This window comes from Cyclobacterium jeungdonense (genome assembly GCF_010994275.1).
Lineage (GTDB): Bacteria > Bacteroidota > Bacteroidia > Cytophagales > Cyclobacteriaceae > Cyclobacterium > Cyclobacterium jeungdonense.
The window spans coordinates 52,399-68,671 of sequence record NZ_WMCD01000011.1 but is presented as its reverse complement, the minus strand read 5'-3'; the positions used below and the strand labels follow the sequence as shown (position 1 = coordinate 68,671).

At 44.3% G+C, this 16,273-nt stretch carries 12 protein-coding genes; 7 read left to right on the top strand and 5 right to left on the bottom strand.

Annotated features, from left to right (window positions below; genetic code table 11):
* Window positions 1-130 precede the first annotated feature (130 nt).
* Window positions 131-1,978 carry a M1 family metallopeptidase gene (locus tag GKS34_RS19280; RefSeq protein WP_163386622.1) on the top strand — a complete coding sequence of 616 codons (1,848 nt, stop codon included), beginning with the start codon at window positions 131-133 and terminating at the stop codon, window positions 1,976-1,978.
* Between the two features lie 86 nt (window positions 1,979-2,064).
* Here the strand turns inward: GKS34_RS19280 and GKS34_RS19275 are convergent, their stop codons facing one another.
* Window positions 2,065-3,342, bottom strand: a complete 1,278-nt coding sequence (locus GKS34_RS19275; protein ID WP_163386621.1) for a hypothetical protein — start codon at window positions 3,340-3,342, stop codon at window positions 2,065-2,067.
* 412 nt (window positions 3,343-3,754) lie between these two features.
* Here GKS34_RS19275 and GKS34_RS19270 point away from each other — a divergent pair, with 412 nt between their 5' ends.
* Window positions 3,755-4,117 (top strand): hypothetical protein, encoded by a 363-nt coding sequence (locus tag GKS34_RS19270; RefSeq protein WP_163386620.1) that lies wholly within the window; start codon window positions 3,755-3,757, stop codon window positions 4,115-4,117.
* Here GKS34_RS19270 and GKS34_RS19265 read toward each other — a convergent pair.
* Window positions 4,107-5,207 carry a DUF6920 family protein gene (locus GKS34_RS19265; RefSeq protein ID WP_163386619.1) on the bottom strand — a complete coding sequence of 367 codons (1,101 nt, stop codon included), beginning with the start codon at window positions 5,205-5,207 and terminating at the stop codon, window positions 4,107-4,109. The genes GKS34_RS19270 and GKS34_RS19265 overlap by 11 nt on opposite strands.
* A 335-nt stretch (window positions 5,208-5,542) precedes the next feature.
* On the opposite strand from GKS34_RS19265, the gene GKS34_RS19260 reads away from it, so the two are divergent.
* Window positions 5,543-7,963, top strand: coding sequence for a glycoside hydrolase family 31 protein (locus GKS34_RS19260; RefSeq protein ID WP_163386618.1), 2,421 nt, complete (start codon window positions 5,543-5,545; stop codon window positions 7,961-7,963).
* Window positions 7,964-7,979: 16 nt separating this feature from the next.
* Here GKS34_RS19260 and GKS34_RS19255 read toward each other — a convergent pair whose 3' ends face one another.
* Entirely contained in the window at window positions 7,980-8,783 is an 804-nt protein-coding gene (locus GKS34_RS19255) for a M48 family metallopeptidase (protein WP_163386617.1), read from the bottom strand.
* Window positions 8,784-8,969: 186 nt separating this feature from the next.
* Between GKS34_RS19255 and GKS34_RS19250 the strand changes: the two genes are divergently transcribed.
* A complete protein-coding gene (locus tag GKS34_RS19250; protein ID WP_205602106.1) occupies window positions 8,970-11,300 on the top strand; it encodes a CHRD domain-containing protein in 2,331 nt (776 codons plus the stop codon).
* Window positions 11,301-11,465: 165 nt separating this feature from the next.
* Window positions 11,466-11,945 (top strand): PaaI family thioesterase, encoded by a 480-nt coding sequence (locus tag GKS34_RS19245; protein WP_163386616.1) that lies wholly within the window; start codon window positions 11,466-11,468, stop codon window positions 11,943-11,945.
* A gap of 13 nt (window positions 11,946-11,958) precedes the next feature.
* On the opposite strand, the gene trxA is transcribed toward GKS34_RS19245, so the two are convergent.
* The gene (gene trxA, locus GKS34_RS19240) at window positions 11,959-12,276 is read right to left on the bottom strand and encodes a thioredoxin (RefSeq protein WP_163386615.1); all 318 of its coding nucleotides are present in this window, start codon (window positions 12,274-12,276) and stop codon (window positions 11,959-11,961) included.
* 64 nt (window positions 12,277-12,340) lie between these two features.
* Entirely contained in the window at window positions 12,341-12,895 is a 555-nt protein-coding gene (locus GKS34_RS19235; protein ID WP_163386614.1) for a DinB family protein, read from the bottom strand.
* Between the two features lie 38 nt (window positions 12,896-12,933).
* Here GKS34_RS19235 and GKS34_RS19230 point away from each other — a divergent pair, with 38 nt between their 5' ends.
* Window positions 12,934-14,973 (top strand): M3 family metallopeptidase, encoded by a 2,040-nt coding sequence (locus tag GKS34_RS19230; protein WP_163386613.1) that lies wholly within the window; start codon window positions 12,934-12,936, stop codon window positions 14,971-14,973.
* Window positions 14,974-15,932: 959 nt separating this feature from the next.
* A complete protein-coding gene (locus GKS34_RS19225; RefSeq protein WP_163386612.1) occupies window positions 15,933-16,121 on the top strand; it encodes a hypothetical protein in 189 nt (62 codons plus the stop codon).
* The last annotated feature ends 152 nt before the right edge of the window (window positions 16,122-16,273 follow it).

The window sequence follows — 16,273 nt, the reverse complement described above, 5'->3', positions numbered from 1 at the left end:
CGAGATTCCATATGGCCGCTAAAAAACAATTATAATCATATGAAATCGAGCATGACGAAAACGTCACACAGTGGGATGATTATCGATCATGCGAGATTCCATCTGACCGCTGAAAAAAACATATAAACAGATGAAAAAACATACCTTTTTTTTTATTTGGGGGCTTTTCCTGGCATTTTCCAGCTACGATAGCCATGCCCAATCTACCCGATGGCAACAGTCCATCAATTACCAGATGGAAGTGGATATGGATGTCTCCACAAATCGGTATCGGGGCAACCAAATCATCGCTTATTCCAACCATTCACCGGACACCTTACACCAGGTATTTTTTCATTTGTATTACAATGCCTTTCAACCGAACAGCATGATGGATGAAAGGTCCCGAACCATCGCAGACCCGGATCGAAGAGTTGGGGAAAGGATTTTCAATTTATCCCCTGAAGAAATAGGCTACATGCGGGTGACCAGCCTGCAGATGAACGGCCAACCCGTGTCTATGGAAGAGGTAGGTTCGGTGCTCGAAGTTAGCCTACAGGAACCCATTTTACCAAACAGTACGGTCATCTTTGAATCCGAATTTGAAGCACAGGTGCCTCTACAGGTCAGACGATCGGGCAGAGACAATGCAGAAGGCATCCGGTACAGCATGGCCCAATGGTATCCAAAATTAGCCAATTACGACGAGCAAGGCTGGCATGCTAATCCTTATATTGGAAGGGAATTTTATGGGACCTGGGGGAATTTTGATGTAAAGATAACCATCGACAAAGACTATGTACTGGGTGGAACCGGTTACCTTCAAAATGCCAATGAAATAGGCCACGGCTATGAAGCACCCGGAGAAAGCATAAACCAAAACAGCGAATCCAGGCTAACCTGGCATTTTTATGCGCCCCAGGTCCATGATTTTATGTGGGCTGCGAATCCTGATTTCACCCATGATAAGTTGGTTATGGACAACGGCATTACCCTGCATTTTTTGTACGAAAAAAATTCAAAGACGGAGAAAAACTGGGCCGCGTTACCGGAATATACTCGAAAAGCCATGAACTTTTTTAGTGAGCATTACGGGCAATATCCCTATCAGCAATTTTCGGTTATTCAAGGAGGAGATGGAGGAATGGAATACCCCATGTCTACGTTGATTACCGGCCAACGTACATTGGGAAGTCTGGTGGGTGTAACGGTACACGAACTGGCCCACAGTTGGTTTCAGGGAGTATTAGGTTCCAACGAGTCCTTGTATCCCTGGATGGACGAAGGATTTACCACCTTTGCCAGCAACCGCTGCATGGCCGCTATCTTTTCCGAGGATCCTTCAGGTTTTCCACAGTTCGGAGCCTATGCCAGTTACGAAAAGCTGGCGAAATCCGGCCTGGAAGAACCCATGGCTACCCATGCTGACCATTACCATACCAATACGGCCTATGGGGTCGCAGCTTACTCCAAAGGAGCCCTTTTTCTTGCTCAGATGGGCTATATCATTGGAGAAGAAGTCAGGGACGAGGCGATGTTGCAATACTGGAATGAATGGAAGTTCAAACATCCCAATGCCAATGATATTACCCGAATTATGGAAAAGGCCAGTGGGCTGGAATTGGATTGGTTTAAGGAATATTGGATATACACTACCAAATCCATAGATTATTCCATTTCCTCCGTAAGCGAAGAAAATGGTAAGACCAAGGTGATTCTTGAGAGAAAAGGTATGATGCCCATGCCCATTGATTTCGTAGTTACCTATATCGGTGGCAAGCAAGAAACCATTTATTTGCCCTTAACCATTATGCGGGGAAACAAACCCGAGGAGGCTGGATTTCCAGAAAGGGTTCGCACCCAACGATGGCCCTGGACACGCACGAGTACTGAAGTAATCCTCGATGAACCCCTTTCAGCTATCCAAAGCCTATCCATTGATCCTTCCCTTAGGCTAGCAGACATTAACAGGGGAGACAATGATTGGACCAGGGAGTAGGTTTTAAGTAATTTAAGTAATGTAAAGGGCCGGGTTATTAAATCCGGCCCTTTACAAAAGGCAGCCACTTAACTGTTATAAGGGGGCTATTCCAGTCTAACCTGGTATTGGAGAACAAGGGAACTTTTCCTTAGCTGCTGCACCAGATCCCCACTCATGTCTACATCAAAAACGGGGCGATTTTGATAAGCCAAGGTCAACTTAGACCGTTGCCCGTCCATTAGTAGATTGATCCCTGCTTCCAGAAAAGTAACCGGCTCCTGTAATTTGTCATAATCGGAATATTGTCCGGAGATAAAGGGCTGGATCCGCTCGTTTCTTCCTGGCAACGACCAGGAATGTCCAACTTGAAAATACCCAGATTGCCCTGTACCAATGGCAGGCCAGGCATTGCCGGTACCACTGAAGGTACCTTGTGAATTCAAGCCGCTGCCGACATTATTAAAGCCGATAACCCTTAGGTAATTGGGCCCAAAATCGTAGTAAAAATACCCCAGGTAAAAGGTCCAGGCCTTTTCTCCGGAAAGGGGGATTTCCCCAAATAGATCTGCGGCCACCAGGGTGATAGCCGTAGTCAGGGTGTCGGATGCGCTATTAAGGTGCCACATTGCCTCATTTTGTCTTTCCATGCCCAGGCCAAGGGCCAACACTTTTTTTTGCCCACCCAACGTCCCGGCATGAAACGGACTGAGGCTTTCGTGATCAAAAAACTGGTATTTTAAATACATTGCTGTCTGAATACCCGGCTTGACACTGGCAAAGCCTGAATCAACCCCTATTTGGCTTTTATCAACCGGTGCATAGGGCCTGCTGAAAACTACCCGATAGTCCCAGGGACCGGCCTGACCCGCTATAAATGCACTCAGTTTGCGCAAAATATTATCCCTTTGGTTCACGGTGGGTATCAAAAATGGAGAAATATCCAGGGTCAACAACTTGCTAGTAAGTGGTGCTGCATACCTGGACGTTCCATTCCATCCGGACTGCCCACCTCCTACAGTCAAATGCCGATGCAATCGGTGATCTACGTAGAAGTCCAACAACCGAATTTCACCCGATCGGGCAGAGAGATAGTTAATATTGTTCTGGCCCAGGGTCATCGTGAGGTTGGTTTTCTCTCTGATTCGGGCATAGGCCTGAAACCGAAGCCTCCTAACCGATATGTCAAAAAAAGACGTAGCAGGCTCTCCATTAATCAGGGTACCCGGATTATTTTCATTATAGCGCATCCACACCTGGCCAGTAAGCCTGAGACCGGCATACGAACTGCTATCCTTATCTGAATAAACCCGAAGGGGAAAATCCTGTGCCTGGCTCTGATTCAAAACAAATGCGGCTACCGCTATAAAAAGTAAAATTCTCATTTTCAGGTAAGGATATAGATTATTAAAAACAACAAAATGACTGGATTTTGCCCTCCCGAAGCAATTATTTTATATAAAGAAACTATATCCAATGGATGAATTCAAAATAAAGCGGGATTAATTTGATTGGAGAATCTCACAGGTGGCGCATTAGAATTAGGCCTATCACCGTTTTTGACAAACAGCACCTGTTTGTGCTGCCTTTTTTCCCCTATCTGCCGGATGCGTGTTCGTCGGAATGGGGATCTGCAATCACCGCCGATGAACATCGGAACCTTTCGTATCACCCGTAGACCAATCGTACTCCATTTTAACCGGTCAGATTACTATTATTTGCTTTCTTTTTTTAATTAAATTGGGAATTGAAAAGGGAATTGTTTACTTTGATAGCGTAACCAATAACCGAAATGATATGAAGCCTTTTGTACTACTTGCCTGTATTGCGTTTCTATTTACTATCCAAGTGCAAGCTCAGGAGGAATTGGAAACAGAGCGGAAAACCAAAGACAAAACGTATCATTTTCAAGAGTTCGAAGCCCTTCAGTTTGAAGCTGTAAGTCCAGATGAAGTATCTACCACTACTTTCCTTGCCAAAGATTTGAACTACCAAAAATCACCTGTTCCGGGCCCACCCATGGGCAACTACCGCGATTTTAAAATTATAAAAATCACCCTCCCCGCAGAGATTGGTCAGAAACTAATGGATAGAAAGGACCTTAATGAAAAACCTGCCAGTCATTATTTGGTGAAAAGGGAAACTAAACCTAAAGAGTAGGTCGGGACTTATTTTCAATTGATAAAATACGGATTTTCGCCCAGGTCCAAGGGCCTTCTTCCAGAATCCAACTTGCCTCACAAAGCGAGGGGACTTCCACCCCTTCAAACCTGCTGTATTCCCTTGCTTCCACGATCCAGGGCTTTCGGGTGGCATCTGCCTCCCCACCCATGTACCTTTCGGTGCGGAATTTCTCAAATCTACCGATCTCGTCAAAGGTAAAAACTCCGGATACTGAGGTTCCTTGAACAGTTAAAATGGCCTTTGCTTCGTTATTATTCAGGGCTTCCCAGATCAGGTAGGGGCTCTTGGCAGCAGCGGGAAACCAAACTATTTCGCCTAAAAAGCGCTGCAAGGTGCCCTCATTTATTCTGGGATTATCTTTTTCATCGACCATGGAAATGAGTGACCAGATTTTAATCAACATTTCTCCTTCCCCATCTTTCAACTTATCCCTTCCCTTTACCTGAATCAACGGGTTTAGTTTTAAATCCAAGGACCACACAAAACCAGGATTGACCGGATTAAAATACTGACGGGCTGTTCCCTGATACCAGTCTCCTTGGTTAGGTTTGAGTTTTAGTTGAAAATCCTGTTTTACCAATACTTGCCCTGGCAAGGGTGCATCCAAAGCTCCTGTTCGTTCAAGCCATCGCTGAACCGGTGCCGGGTAGGAAGAAACCGATTGAGAATCTGTCTTTCCGAATGACTCTGGAGATTGGCTAAACAACCCAGTTACTTCCTTATGCACCTGTTTTTCAAAACTGGCATTAGCTCCGGCCACCAAGGATAGGAAAAACAAGACCAAATTGGGTAACGTCCCGAATTTTGCCTCTCCCCAATACAGGATTATCAAAACCTGAGAAAAAATAGCCAGAGCCATTCCGAGGTACCACCAGTAGTTTACCTGCCAGGCATACCCAATGGTGACAACTAAAATACCGATGCCAGCAAGCAGCCAAAGCATGCCCGTATCTTTGGAGATTTGAAGAGGCAATTCCTTTAATTCCATCCACTCATAGGCTTTTAAAAAACCTAAGAAATGAATGAACCCATGAAATGCCATCAAAATAATAATGGTTATTTTCATTTGTTTATAGTTTTCTTTTGATGGTCATAACTTGTCCCGCACCGAAGGTCCGGATAGCCTGCCCCGATGTTAAATTGGGAGAATCTCGCACCTGCCTACCGGTAGGCAGGTTCTTTGTAATCATCCCTTCGTGTGCCACATGCGTCATGCCTATCTAAGGCAGGCTCGATTTCATATATCTAATTTACCGAATTCCTCTTAACGGCACAATTTATGATCTTAGGGAAAGTGTAACTTTTATATTTAAATAAACCGCATATTCGGACTGCATCGGCGAAAGCGTTTTTCTAACCAATTTATCATGCTTACATTGAAAAAGAAAAGTAGCCAAGGAAATGAAAAAAAACAACTCCCTACCAGTAGTTCCCGGACAGATTGATTCTTACCATTTAACGCCCACCGGGCTGGTCGGAACCACTACCGCTTGTACTTTTGAAATTCAGGTTTTTGCGGAAAACAGCATTCGAATCAGGGTTGGAAAGCAAAAGGAATTGGACGGCAATCCCTATTCGGTCACCGCTTCTCCAAAAGAAAATAGTTATGGGTTTGAAGAAGACGATCGGCATTTGATTCTAAAAACAAGTAAAATCCATCTGTTTCTACGCAAGGAAAATTTATCCCTTATCTTCAAAACTAGTTCTGGCTTGACGATCTCTGAAGACGATCCCGATTTCGGGATAAATTGGCTGGGCACGGAAGTCAGTACCTACAAAAAGCTACAAGAATGGGAGAAGTTTATTGGATTGGGAGAAAAGACGGGCAGACTGAACCGCTACGGCCAAAGCTATACGCATTGGAATACAGATCACTTTGGCTACGGAGTTGATGACGATCCCTTGTATCTTTCCATTCCCTTTTACATGGGGCTTCATCATGGACTGGCTTATGGAATATTTTTTGATAATACCCACAAAACCACCTTTAACTTCGGGGCAGGGAATAACCGGTTTTCTTACTTTTCGGCAGAAGACGGTGATTTGGATTATTATTTTATACACGACGATTCGGTTTCGCAGGTTCTTTCTGCCTATGGCGGGTTGACCGGCAATACCCCGCTTCCCCCAAAATGGGCCCTTGGTTATCAGCAATGCCGTTATTCCTATTATCCAGATAAGGAAGTGATTCGCCTGGCCCAAACCTTTCGGGAAAAAGCTATTCCCGGGGATGTGATTTACCTGGATATCCACTACATGGAGAAATATAAGGTATTCACTTTTGACAACAAGACCTTTCCCGACCCGAAAGGGTTGATCCAGTATTTAAAGCAACTCGGGTTTCGGGTAATCGTCATTCTTGATCCTGGAATAAAAGCCGATGAAACCTATCCTATTTATGTCGAGGGGAAATCGAAATCCCTTTTTTTAAGCTACCCAAATGGAGATCATTACCAGGGAAAGGTTTGGCCAGGTTGGTGTACCTTCCCTGATTTTACCCTTCCGCAAGCAAGAGATTGGTGGGGAGAAAAGCTTCAATTTTATACCGACCTGGGAGTGGACGGGTTCTGGGCTGATATGAATGAACCGGCTACCTGGGGCCAGACAGTGCCTAATCTCGTACAATTTGACTTCGAAGGTGCTGGCGCCAACCACAAAAAAGGCAGAAACATGTATGGGATGCAAATGGCTAGAAGCACCTGGGAAGGTCAACTTAAAGCGCATTCTAATTCAAGACCCTTTGTTTTAACCCGTTCGGGATTTGCGGGAATTCAGCGATATGCGGCCGTCTGGACAGGCGACAATGTATCCAGTGATGAGCACATGATGGCCGGCATCCGGCTTGTTAACAGCATGGGAATGAGCGGAGTACCTTTTTCCGGTTACGACATCGGCGGATTTGTTGGGAATTGCTCCCCTCAACTCTTTGCCAGGTGGATCAGTATCGCTGCCTTTTGCCCACTATTTCGTGCACACACCATGGTTAACAGCCATGCTTCCGAACCCTGGTCGTTTGGGGAAGAGGTTGAAGCCATTGCGAGAAATTACATTCGGCTTCGGTACAAACTGATGCCCGCTATTTATTCCGCATTTTTCAAAAGCCAGGAAACAGGATTGCCGGTAGCCAAAAGCCTGGCGCTGGAGTATCCTTTTGATGACACCATTTACGATAGCGCTTACGACAGCCAGTACCTTTTTTGTGAGCAGCTATTGATCGTACCGGTAGAGAGCTATAAGACCATTACCAAAATCTACCTTCCGGAAGGCGACTGGTACCACCTATTTTCAGGCAAAAAGCTAAAAGGAGGGAATGAAGTTTTCTGGGAATGTCCCTTGAACTACCTCCCTGTATTTGTGGCTGCTGGAGGTGTCTTGCCCATGCAAAGCACCCGGCAGCATTCCGACGAAGTCTCGGATGGCAGGATTAAATGGCACATTTTCAAGGGGAAAGGAGTCCGTGAGCAAATCATGTACGAAGATGATGGGACTAGCAATGCCTACCAGAATGGGTACTGGGCTAAACGAACGATTCAAATGGATCACGATCATGGAATTTTAAAAATCGGGCCTCAAGAGGGAGATTTTCCAAGTGAATACAGCACCGCTAAGATATACTTTCATGGATTCCCAGACCACCAGGTTGAGATCGAAGGAAATCGGGTGAAAATGGACCGTAACAACGTTGCCTTTCTGGATGAAATAGCTGAATATGATCCCCTGCCCGTTGGCGAACATGAATTCCAGATTTGTGCAGCTGTTCCCAGTGTGACGGTAGCACTCACCGCCTCCAGTCAAACCATTATTTTAAAAGGAATTGAATAATCAGTAGCTATTTGGTTTAGGGTTGGTTTTCTCTGTAATACTCCATAGCCTCGTTCATTTGATCGTTTAATTGATCAATTCTTCTTTCCGGACCTGGGTGAGTGGAAAGAAATTCGGGTGGCCTGGGACCCTCTGCCTGGGCGTTCATTCTTTCCCAGAATGCAGGTGCTTCCCGAGGGTCGTATCCAGCGATTGCCATAAAAATCAATCCAAGCTGATCCGCTTCCAATTCCTGATCCCGGGAAAATTTCAACATACCCACTTGCCCACCAAAACCAATGGCCTGTAAAAAGATAGTCTGGGTCAGGGTAGGGTTTTCTCCCATGGCAGCCTGAATTCCTCCCAATAACCCATTGGCTACCATTCCTTGCGACATGCGTTCCCGGGCATGGTTAGCAATGGCATGCGCTACTTCGTGCCCCATGACCACAGCTATTCCTGTTTCGTCCTGGCATATGGGTAAGATCCCTGTATAAAAAGCCACTTTCCCACCTGGCATGCACCAGGCATTTACCTGTTCGTTTTTCAGCAAATTGAATTCCCAGGAAAATCCCTCAGTCATATCGGATTGTCCGTTCTCTTCCAGGTATTTTTCTACGGCAGCAGCTATCTTCCTCCCCACATTTACTACTTGCTTTCCCTCAGTGCTATTGGTTATTACCTCACTTTCCTCCAGCACCTTCTCATATTGATCGTAGGAAAGCGGCAACACTTCGGCATTACTAACAAGGTTCAACTGTCTTCGGCCGCTAAATGGAACGGTGGCACAGCTGTAGGCAATAAGACCTATAAAAAGAAATGTAATAATTTTTTTGAACATAATATCGACGTTGAAGAATGTCCTCAAAACTTCAAAAAAGATGCCAGAAAACGGTAAATAAGCAAAATATAAAAGCTATCATATTGTAAATCAACCAAAAAATTTCACAGACGTAAAACATATTACCATAGAATTGGTTAACAAATCAACAAGTAAACGAATTTTAACCTAGTCCTTAAACAAGTTATGAAAAAGTATTATCAATTTTTGATTCTCATGCTGGGCATTGCTGGAAGTTTATTCGTGCAATCCTGTGTAGACGAACAAAGCCCTACAGATGCTCTGGAATTATTGAGTGGTAGCAGGGGGTATCCTTTAAATGCTGTAGATGGTTCCGGAATAAGCGGAAATGTGGTTTTTGAAGAAGGAGAAGGCGGATATACCAAAGTGACGATAAACTTGAGCGGAACTCCCGATGGGGGAGCCCACCCGGCTCACATTCATTTTAACTCCGCTGCTGAGGGAGGGGATATTGCCATTTCGCTGGAACCGATAAATGGTACAACGGGAACCAGTGTTACCCTGGTCAATCAGTTAGACGATGGCACTTTTATCGATTACGAACGACTGATTGCTTTTGAAGGGTATGTTAATGTGCATTTAGCCTACGGGCAGTTGGAAACGGTAGTAGCGCAGGGAGACATTGGCGGAAACGCGCTGGATGGTAATTCCAAACGCTATAACTTGCTTACCAAAGATGTAGATGGTATCAGCGGTACCATATTATTTGAAAAGAGCGTTGGTGGGTTCACAGTGGCCACGCTGGAAATAGAAGGTACACCCTCAGGAGGTTCTCACCCAGCCCATATACATGCTAATTCTGCAGCCGAAGGAGGAGGAATTCTTGTATCCTTCAATCCCGTGGATGGTACCACTGGCATGAGCCGAACCATTATTCGAACCGATGATGCGGGAAATCCCATTAGCTATGAAGATATACTCAACATAGACGGATATGTCAACGTCCACCTGAGTGCAAATGACTTGGGAACGATCGTAGCGCAAGGTGATATCGGAAGTAATGAACTCACTGAAAATTTTAAAGAATATTCATTGAATGAATTAGCGGTACCGGGAATCTCGGGTTCAATTACATTTAAAGAACGTATGAATGGATTTACTCTGGCCACCATTCAATTGGAAAATACACCCGAAGGGGGTACGCATCCGGCCCATATCCATGCAAATTCTGCAGCCGAAGGTGGTGGAATCATCGTTTCCTTTACCCCTGTAGATGGAACAACCGGAATGAGTCAGACTACCATTCGCGCATTAAACAACGGACAACCTTTAATGTATGATCAAATTCTTGAACTGGACGGTTATGTAAACGTGCATCTGTCCATGAACCAACTAGGTACCATCGTAGCCCAGGGTGATATAGGTGCTAATGAATTAACAGGAGTAAGTAAAATGTATCCACTTAACGAACTAGCTGTTCCCGGTATTGATGGGTCCATTACTTTTGAAGAGCGAAAAAATGGATTTTCCTTGGCCACCATCATGCTAAATAATACCCCGGATGGAGGGATTCATCCGGCCCATATCCATGCCAATTCCGCTGCTGAAGGCGGAGGAATTTTGGTTTCCTTTAACCCCGTTGATGGTACAAGTGGAATGAGCAAAACCACCATTCGCTCACAAGACTCAGGAGAATTGCTTACTTATGAGCAAATCATGGAGATGGACGGGTATGTAAACGTGCATCTTTCCTTGAATCAGCTGGGCGTAATTGTAGCTCAGGGAGACATTGGTGGAAATGAATTGACCGGGGTAATGAAAATGTATTCCTTGAATGAACGGGCAGTTCCTGGCATCGATGGATCGATCACCTTTGAAGAGCGAATGAATGGTTTTACCCTGGCGACCATACAACTAAACAATACTCCGGATGGCGGAATTCACCCGGCTCACATTCATGCCAATTCTGCGGCCGAGGGCGGAGGAATTATCGTTTCTTTCAATCCGGTGGACGGAAGCTCTGGGATGAGTAAAACGACCATTCGAGGATTGGACGACGGTACTCCCCTTATGTATGAAGATTTGTTGACCATCGACGGATATGTGAACGTACACTTGTCCATAAATCAATTGGGTGTAATTGTGGCCCAGGGAGATATTGGGGGAAATGAATTGACTGGAATGACTTCCAGTTACGACCTCGGAGAGTTGGCCGTACCAGGGATCAGCGGAACGATCACCTTTAGCGAGAGGCAAAACGGATTCACTTTGGCCACCATCCAATTGGAAAATACGCCCGATGGAGGAATTCATCCAGCTCATATTCATGCCAATTCTGCGGCAACAGGAGGGGGGATTATTGTTTCCTTTAATCCGGTGAATGGAACGACCGGAATGAGTCAGACCACATTGCGGGCATTGGACGATGGAACGGCCTTAACTTATGAAGATCTTCAAACGATTGATGGTTATGTTAACGTTCACTTATCTCCCGAGCAACTCGGTGTCATCGTGGCTCAGGGAAACATTGGAAGCAATGTACTGGTAGCGGTCTAGAAAAATTATTTTTCACCTAGGTTTAGCCAAATAAGGGTGATAAAAATTTTAGTATGGGTTTATAAAGGAAAAACCGTAGCCATTTTGGCTACGGTTTTTTTATATTGTAAAAACATTGACTTCCCACTCAAAAACCGGCGATCAAATGCTTCAGTCCCTTTCATTATGAATACCCGCCAACAAGAAATACAAAAAGCCCTGGTTTCTCCTCCCTCATTTGTTTGGTACATGATGCGAAAATTACCATCCGTAATTTTTTGGGGGATACGAATTTCTCGCTTGGATCTTGCGCAATGTCACACCCGACTTCCCTTTAACTGGAGATCCACAAACCCTTTCCGTTCCATTTATTTCTCAGCAATGGCCGGGGCCGCGGAATTGGCAAGTGGTGCCCTCTGCATGCTACATATTACAGGAAAAGGCTCCTATTCCATGCTGGTGACCAATTTTGAAGCAACATTCCATAAGAAAGCCAATCAAACGGTCACAATGTCATGCCTTGACGGGAAGAAAATTCAGGAGACCATTGCCGGATTGAGGTACCCGGGAGATACCGCCACCGTCACAGTAGCCGTAAGCAGTCAACTTCCTAACGGAGAAAGCCCCGCCTCCTTTGCCATCACCTGGTCATTTAAAAGGAGGTAGGACTAAAACTGACTTAGGCAGTTTCAGCCACCTGCCGGTTGATAACCTGAATCAATTGGTGGGCGGGAACCACTCCAGACTGCCTCCATACTGGTTTGCCATGCTGAAATAAGATCAACGTTGGCACACCTCTGACTTGATATTTACTGGCAGCTAGCGGGTTTTTATCCACATCAATTTTGATAATTTTTGCTTTCGCCCCTACTTTGGCTGCTGTTTCCTGAAGGATGGGTTGCATCATTTGACATGGGCCGCACCAGGTTGCGTAAAAATCCACCAATACGGGTTGGTCACTATTTATAATTTCTGAGAAACTTTTTCCACTGGCCATAATACTTTCTGTTTAATTTGCTTACAAAGATACTTTCTGTATCAAAAGAAAACAGTAATAAAAATCACAAAGAAGATCCGGGATGAAGCAAGGGAAGGTAATGTTTTCTCAGAAGTTCCACATGGTGCTCCATATGCCCAAAAATGATGTAAACCAATGCTGAAAAAGCCATGGTTTGATCCCTTACGATTCCTTCGAAGTGCCACTGATCCAACGATATGTCCTCAATAAATTCCCAAAATAATTGCCGGTGAAGGAGGAAGGAGGCCAGAATTTTTTGGGGAGACTGGGATTCAAATCCCGCAGATTTGACATAAAGATCCTGGTCGAATCCGGGTAAGGGAGCCTTCTCTCCCCTACTGATGCACAATGCCCTGAAATGCATTATTTTTTCCGTGTCCAGCACATGTCCCAAGACCTGATTGAAGGACCATTTTCCAGGTTGATAACTTTTGGCTGCGGCTGCTGGGGACAAATCTCCGTACACACTTGAAATGAAATGTTCCTGCTCCGCAGAAATTTTTCTCAAATCCCTTCCGGAAACCCGCTCTATATACCCCTTGTAAAACAGGTGGTAAGTTCCGGCTTTAGGTTCTGGCAATCCCTTACTTGTCTCCATTATTTTGTTAATTTTGCATTTCAATATAAATATACGATATGAATCCATTACTGGAAAAATTCAATACCCCTTTTGAAACCGCTCCATTTCAGTTGATCAAAGACGAACATTTCCTTCCTGCCATAAAAGAAGCCATCGTACAGGCAAAAGAGGAAATTTCCCATATAAAAAAAGAGTCCAAACCAGATTTCGTTAATACCATCGTCCACCTGGAAAATTCAGGGGAAAAATTATCAAGAGTTGCCTCCATTTTCTTTAACATGAATGCAGCGGAGACCAATGAAGAAATTCAAAAACTGGCCCGAGAAATTTCCCCGCTGCTATCCGCACACAGTAATGATGTTCTCTTGGACGAGGATTTATTCGACCGAATCCATAAAGTCTACTCTCAAAAGGAAGAACTAGACTTAACCACGGAAGAAAATACCCTATTGGAAAAAACCTATAAATCTTTCATCCGGAATGGAGCACTATTGGATGCGAGTGGAAAAAAGCGATTGCGGGAAATCGACCAGAAGCTGTCCAGACTAGGCCTGCAATTTGGGGAAAATGTATTGAAGGAAACCAATTCCTACGAGCTGGTAATCAGTAATGAAGGAGACCTGGAAGGTCTACCTGAAGGTGTAATTGAGGCGGCTTCCCAAACGGCAGAAGAAAAAGGAAAACCCGGAAAATGGGTATTTACCCTTGCCTATCCCAGCTACATTCCATTTATGACCTATGCTGCCAACCGGGAGTTAAGAAAGGAACTGTTCATTGCCTACAATACGAAAGCTTCAAAAGGGGATGCCCTGGACAACCGGGAAATAATAAAGGAGATGGTGCAACTGAAAAACGAACGGGCCAAACTTCTAAAATACCCCAATTTTGCCGCCTTTGTCCTGGAAGAAAGAATGGCTAAAGACGAGAAGCAGGTCATGGATTTTTTGCAGGAGTTACTTCAAAAAGCGTATCCCAAAGCGGTAGCCGAAATGAAAGAACTAGAGGCCTTTGCCAGGAAAAAAGACGGGTTGGAAAAGCTTCAGAAATGGGATGTCGGCTACTATGCGGAGAAACTCAAAATGAAAAAATTTGAAGTAGATGACGAGTTACTTAAGCCTTATTTTGAATTAAACAGTTCCATAAAGGGTGTTTTCCAGACCGCTCAGAAATTATTTGGAATTACCTTTGAAGAAAACACTACCATCCCGGTATACCATAAAGATGTCAAAGCATATGAAGTAAAGGATGAAAATGGAGCTCATTTAGCGGTATTCTACGCTGATTTTTTCCCCCGGGCAGGAAAAAGAAACGGTGCCTGGATGACCATCTACCGTGGTCAAAAACGAAAAGGGAACAAGGAACAACGTCCACACGTGTCTATTGTTTGTAATTTTACGAAACCTACCAAAACCAAACCTTCCTTACTTACCTTCAATGAAGTGACCACCCTTTTCCATGAGTTTGGGCATGCCTTACATGGTATGTTGGCAGATGGGACTTTTGAATCCCTATCTGGAACTAATGTGTATTGGGATTTTGTGGAGCTTCCTTCTCAGATTTTTGAAAACTGGTGCTATGAAAAGGATTGCCTGGATCTATTCGCAAAGCATTATCAAACCGGAGAGCCCATTTCTAAACAACTGATAGAGCGGATAAAAAAAGCAGCCAATTTCCATCAGGGATATCAAACCGTGCGGCAGATCAGTCTGGCTTTACTCGATATGGCCTATCATTCAACCGATCCTTCCAAAATTGAAGATATTGCTACTTTTGAAAGGGAGGTCACCAAATCTGCTGAACTTCTGGAACCAGTCGAAGGCACCCAGATGAGTGCTTCCTTTTCCCATATTTTTCAAGGAGGATATGCGGCCGGCTATTACAGTTACAAATGGGCAGAAGTCCTGGATGCGGATGCCTTTGAACTGTTTCTCGAAAATGGGATTTTTGACCCGGAAACAGCTCACTCCTTTCGGGACAATATCCTGGCGATGGGAGGAAAGGAGCATCCGGAAATACTCTACAAAAGATTCCGGGGAAGAGGTCCTGAGACCAATGCCTTAATAAAACGGGCCGGTTTGGAAATACAGGAAAACTAAATGGGGGGATTAATTGAATAAGGGTTAATTTTGCGTCCAAAAAAGAACAGGAGGTAAAGGCCAAATCCATAAAGGGCAAAATACCAACTTCCAGGAAGTATTCTCCTTAGTCCCAAACATATCTCTCATCGTATTCAACATTATATTATTCTAAAAATACCCGGTACACTTCCTGGAATGTCTTCCTTTCATGATGGGCATGTTGGTTAGAAATATATTGAATTACTCCATTTAGAGAAGATTAGAGGCGGATAACCTGGTAAAGACCACATTATCAACTCAGGAAAAAATATCCCGCCCCTTCAGGGCTCAACTATTCGATGGGGTTCCTTATCGATGGGCTGCACCCATCGCTGGGAGATTTCGCCCTTTCAGGGCTTGGAGGAATGAAAAAGTGTTCCCTTCTGAAAAATGTTACAGCTCTAATTTTCATTCATTGTTAGTCCTACCCGAAATTTAACTTTCGTTTCGAAAGCCCGGTAGGGGCGCAATACCAAAACACAGGGTGAAGCCCTGTGAAAACATCAATAAAGACATCCCTAGCCCTGAATGGGCGAAATAAATTTGTCGATCCATACATCAGACGTAGGAAAATATCCAGCCCTTTCAGGACTTAACTATTCGATGGACTCTTTTTACGAACTTATCCTAAAATTGCAACTATTTTATAGCACATAAACCAATACCAAAACCCCTTCAATAGGAATATAGCCCATTCCAGCAAATAGTACAATTAATCCCCGGCTTTAGTCAAAATTGTGGAAAGATAACGGCATATTAGCCATTTCGATTTGGCTAAAGCCAAGAATGCCGACAAAGCACCAGTTGCCTACAGCTAAAGCAGTAGGCAATTGATCAAAAATCTATAGCTGCTAAATACACCTGGGCGGCCATGTATTTTTTGATTACGGAATTTTGGAATAGGGCCATTTAAAAAGACGGATAAACGGATAGCTAAAATGAAAGATTTTTCTAAAATAGTAAGATTGGGGATTTTAGTTAAGGTAAAGTTGAATTTTTTGGGGAATTCCAAGGAGAAAAACATTTGGGAAGGGTTTCACGCCATGGGCGCAGCGAACGCGGCGGGATGCAATCCGGGAGTTTATGCCATCGAAATTTATCATTCCATTTTTGATCGTGCCTATTAAGGCTGAGGCATAACGTCCAGATATGACGCGTGCCTCTGGACTTTCCAAATTTCCTCTAAAGTATCGGATTTGCACATCAGTTACAAGATAGCAGGTAGAGGCAAGCGTTCATATCATTTGTTGGCGCATCGTGCTTTTTTTATTTTTTTAAT

Coding starts and splice junctions, on each gene's coding strand:
- GKS34_RS19280 (WP_163386622.1), top strand. CDS start 131: ATGAAAAAACATACCTTTTTTTTTATTTGGGGGCTTTTCCTGGCATTT.
- GKS34_RS19275 (WP_163386621.1), bottom strand. CDS start 3,342: ATGAGAATTTTACTTTTTATAGCGGTAGCCGCATTTGTTTTGAATCAG.
- GKS34_RS19270 (WP_163386620.1), top strand. CDS start 3,755: ATGAAGCCTTTTGTACTACTTGCCTGTATTGCGTTTCTATTTACTATC.
- GKS34_RS19265 (WP_163386619.1), bottom strand. CDS start 5,207: ATGAAAATAACCATTATTATTTTGATGGCATTTCATGGGTTCATTCAT.
- GKS34_RS19260 (WP_163386618.1), top strand. CDS start 5,543: ATGAAAAAAAACAACTCCCTACCAGTAGTTCCCGGACAGATTGATTCT.
- GKS34_RS19255 (WP_163386617.1), bottom strand. CDS start 8,783: ATGTTCAAAAAAATTATTACATTTCTTTTTATAGGTCTTATTGCCTAC.
- GKS34_RS19250 (WP_205602106.1), top strand. CDS start 8,970: ATGAAAAAGTATTATCAATTTTTGATTCTCATGCTGGGCATTGCTGGA.
- GKS34_RS19245 (WP_163386616.1), top strand. CDS start 11,466: ATGAATACCCGCCAACAAGAAATACAAAAAGCCCTGGTTTCTCCTCCC.
- trxA (WP_163386615.1), bottom strand. CDS start 12,276: ATGGCCAGTGGAAAAAGTTTCTCAGAAATTATAAATAGTGACCAACCC.
- GKS34_RS19235 (WP_163386614.1), bottom strand. CDS start 12,895: ATGGAGACAAGTAAGGGATTGCCAGAACCTAAAGCCGGAACTTACCAC.
- GKS34_RS19230 (WP_163386613.1), top strand. CDS start 12,934: ATGAATCCATTACTGGAAAAATTCAATACCCCTTTTGAAACCGCTCCA.
- GKS34_RS19225 (WP_163386612.1), top strand. CDS start 15,933: ATGAAAGATTTTTCTAAAATAGTAAGATTGGGGATTTTAGTTAAGGTA.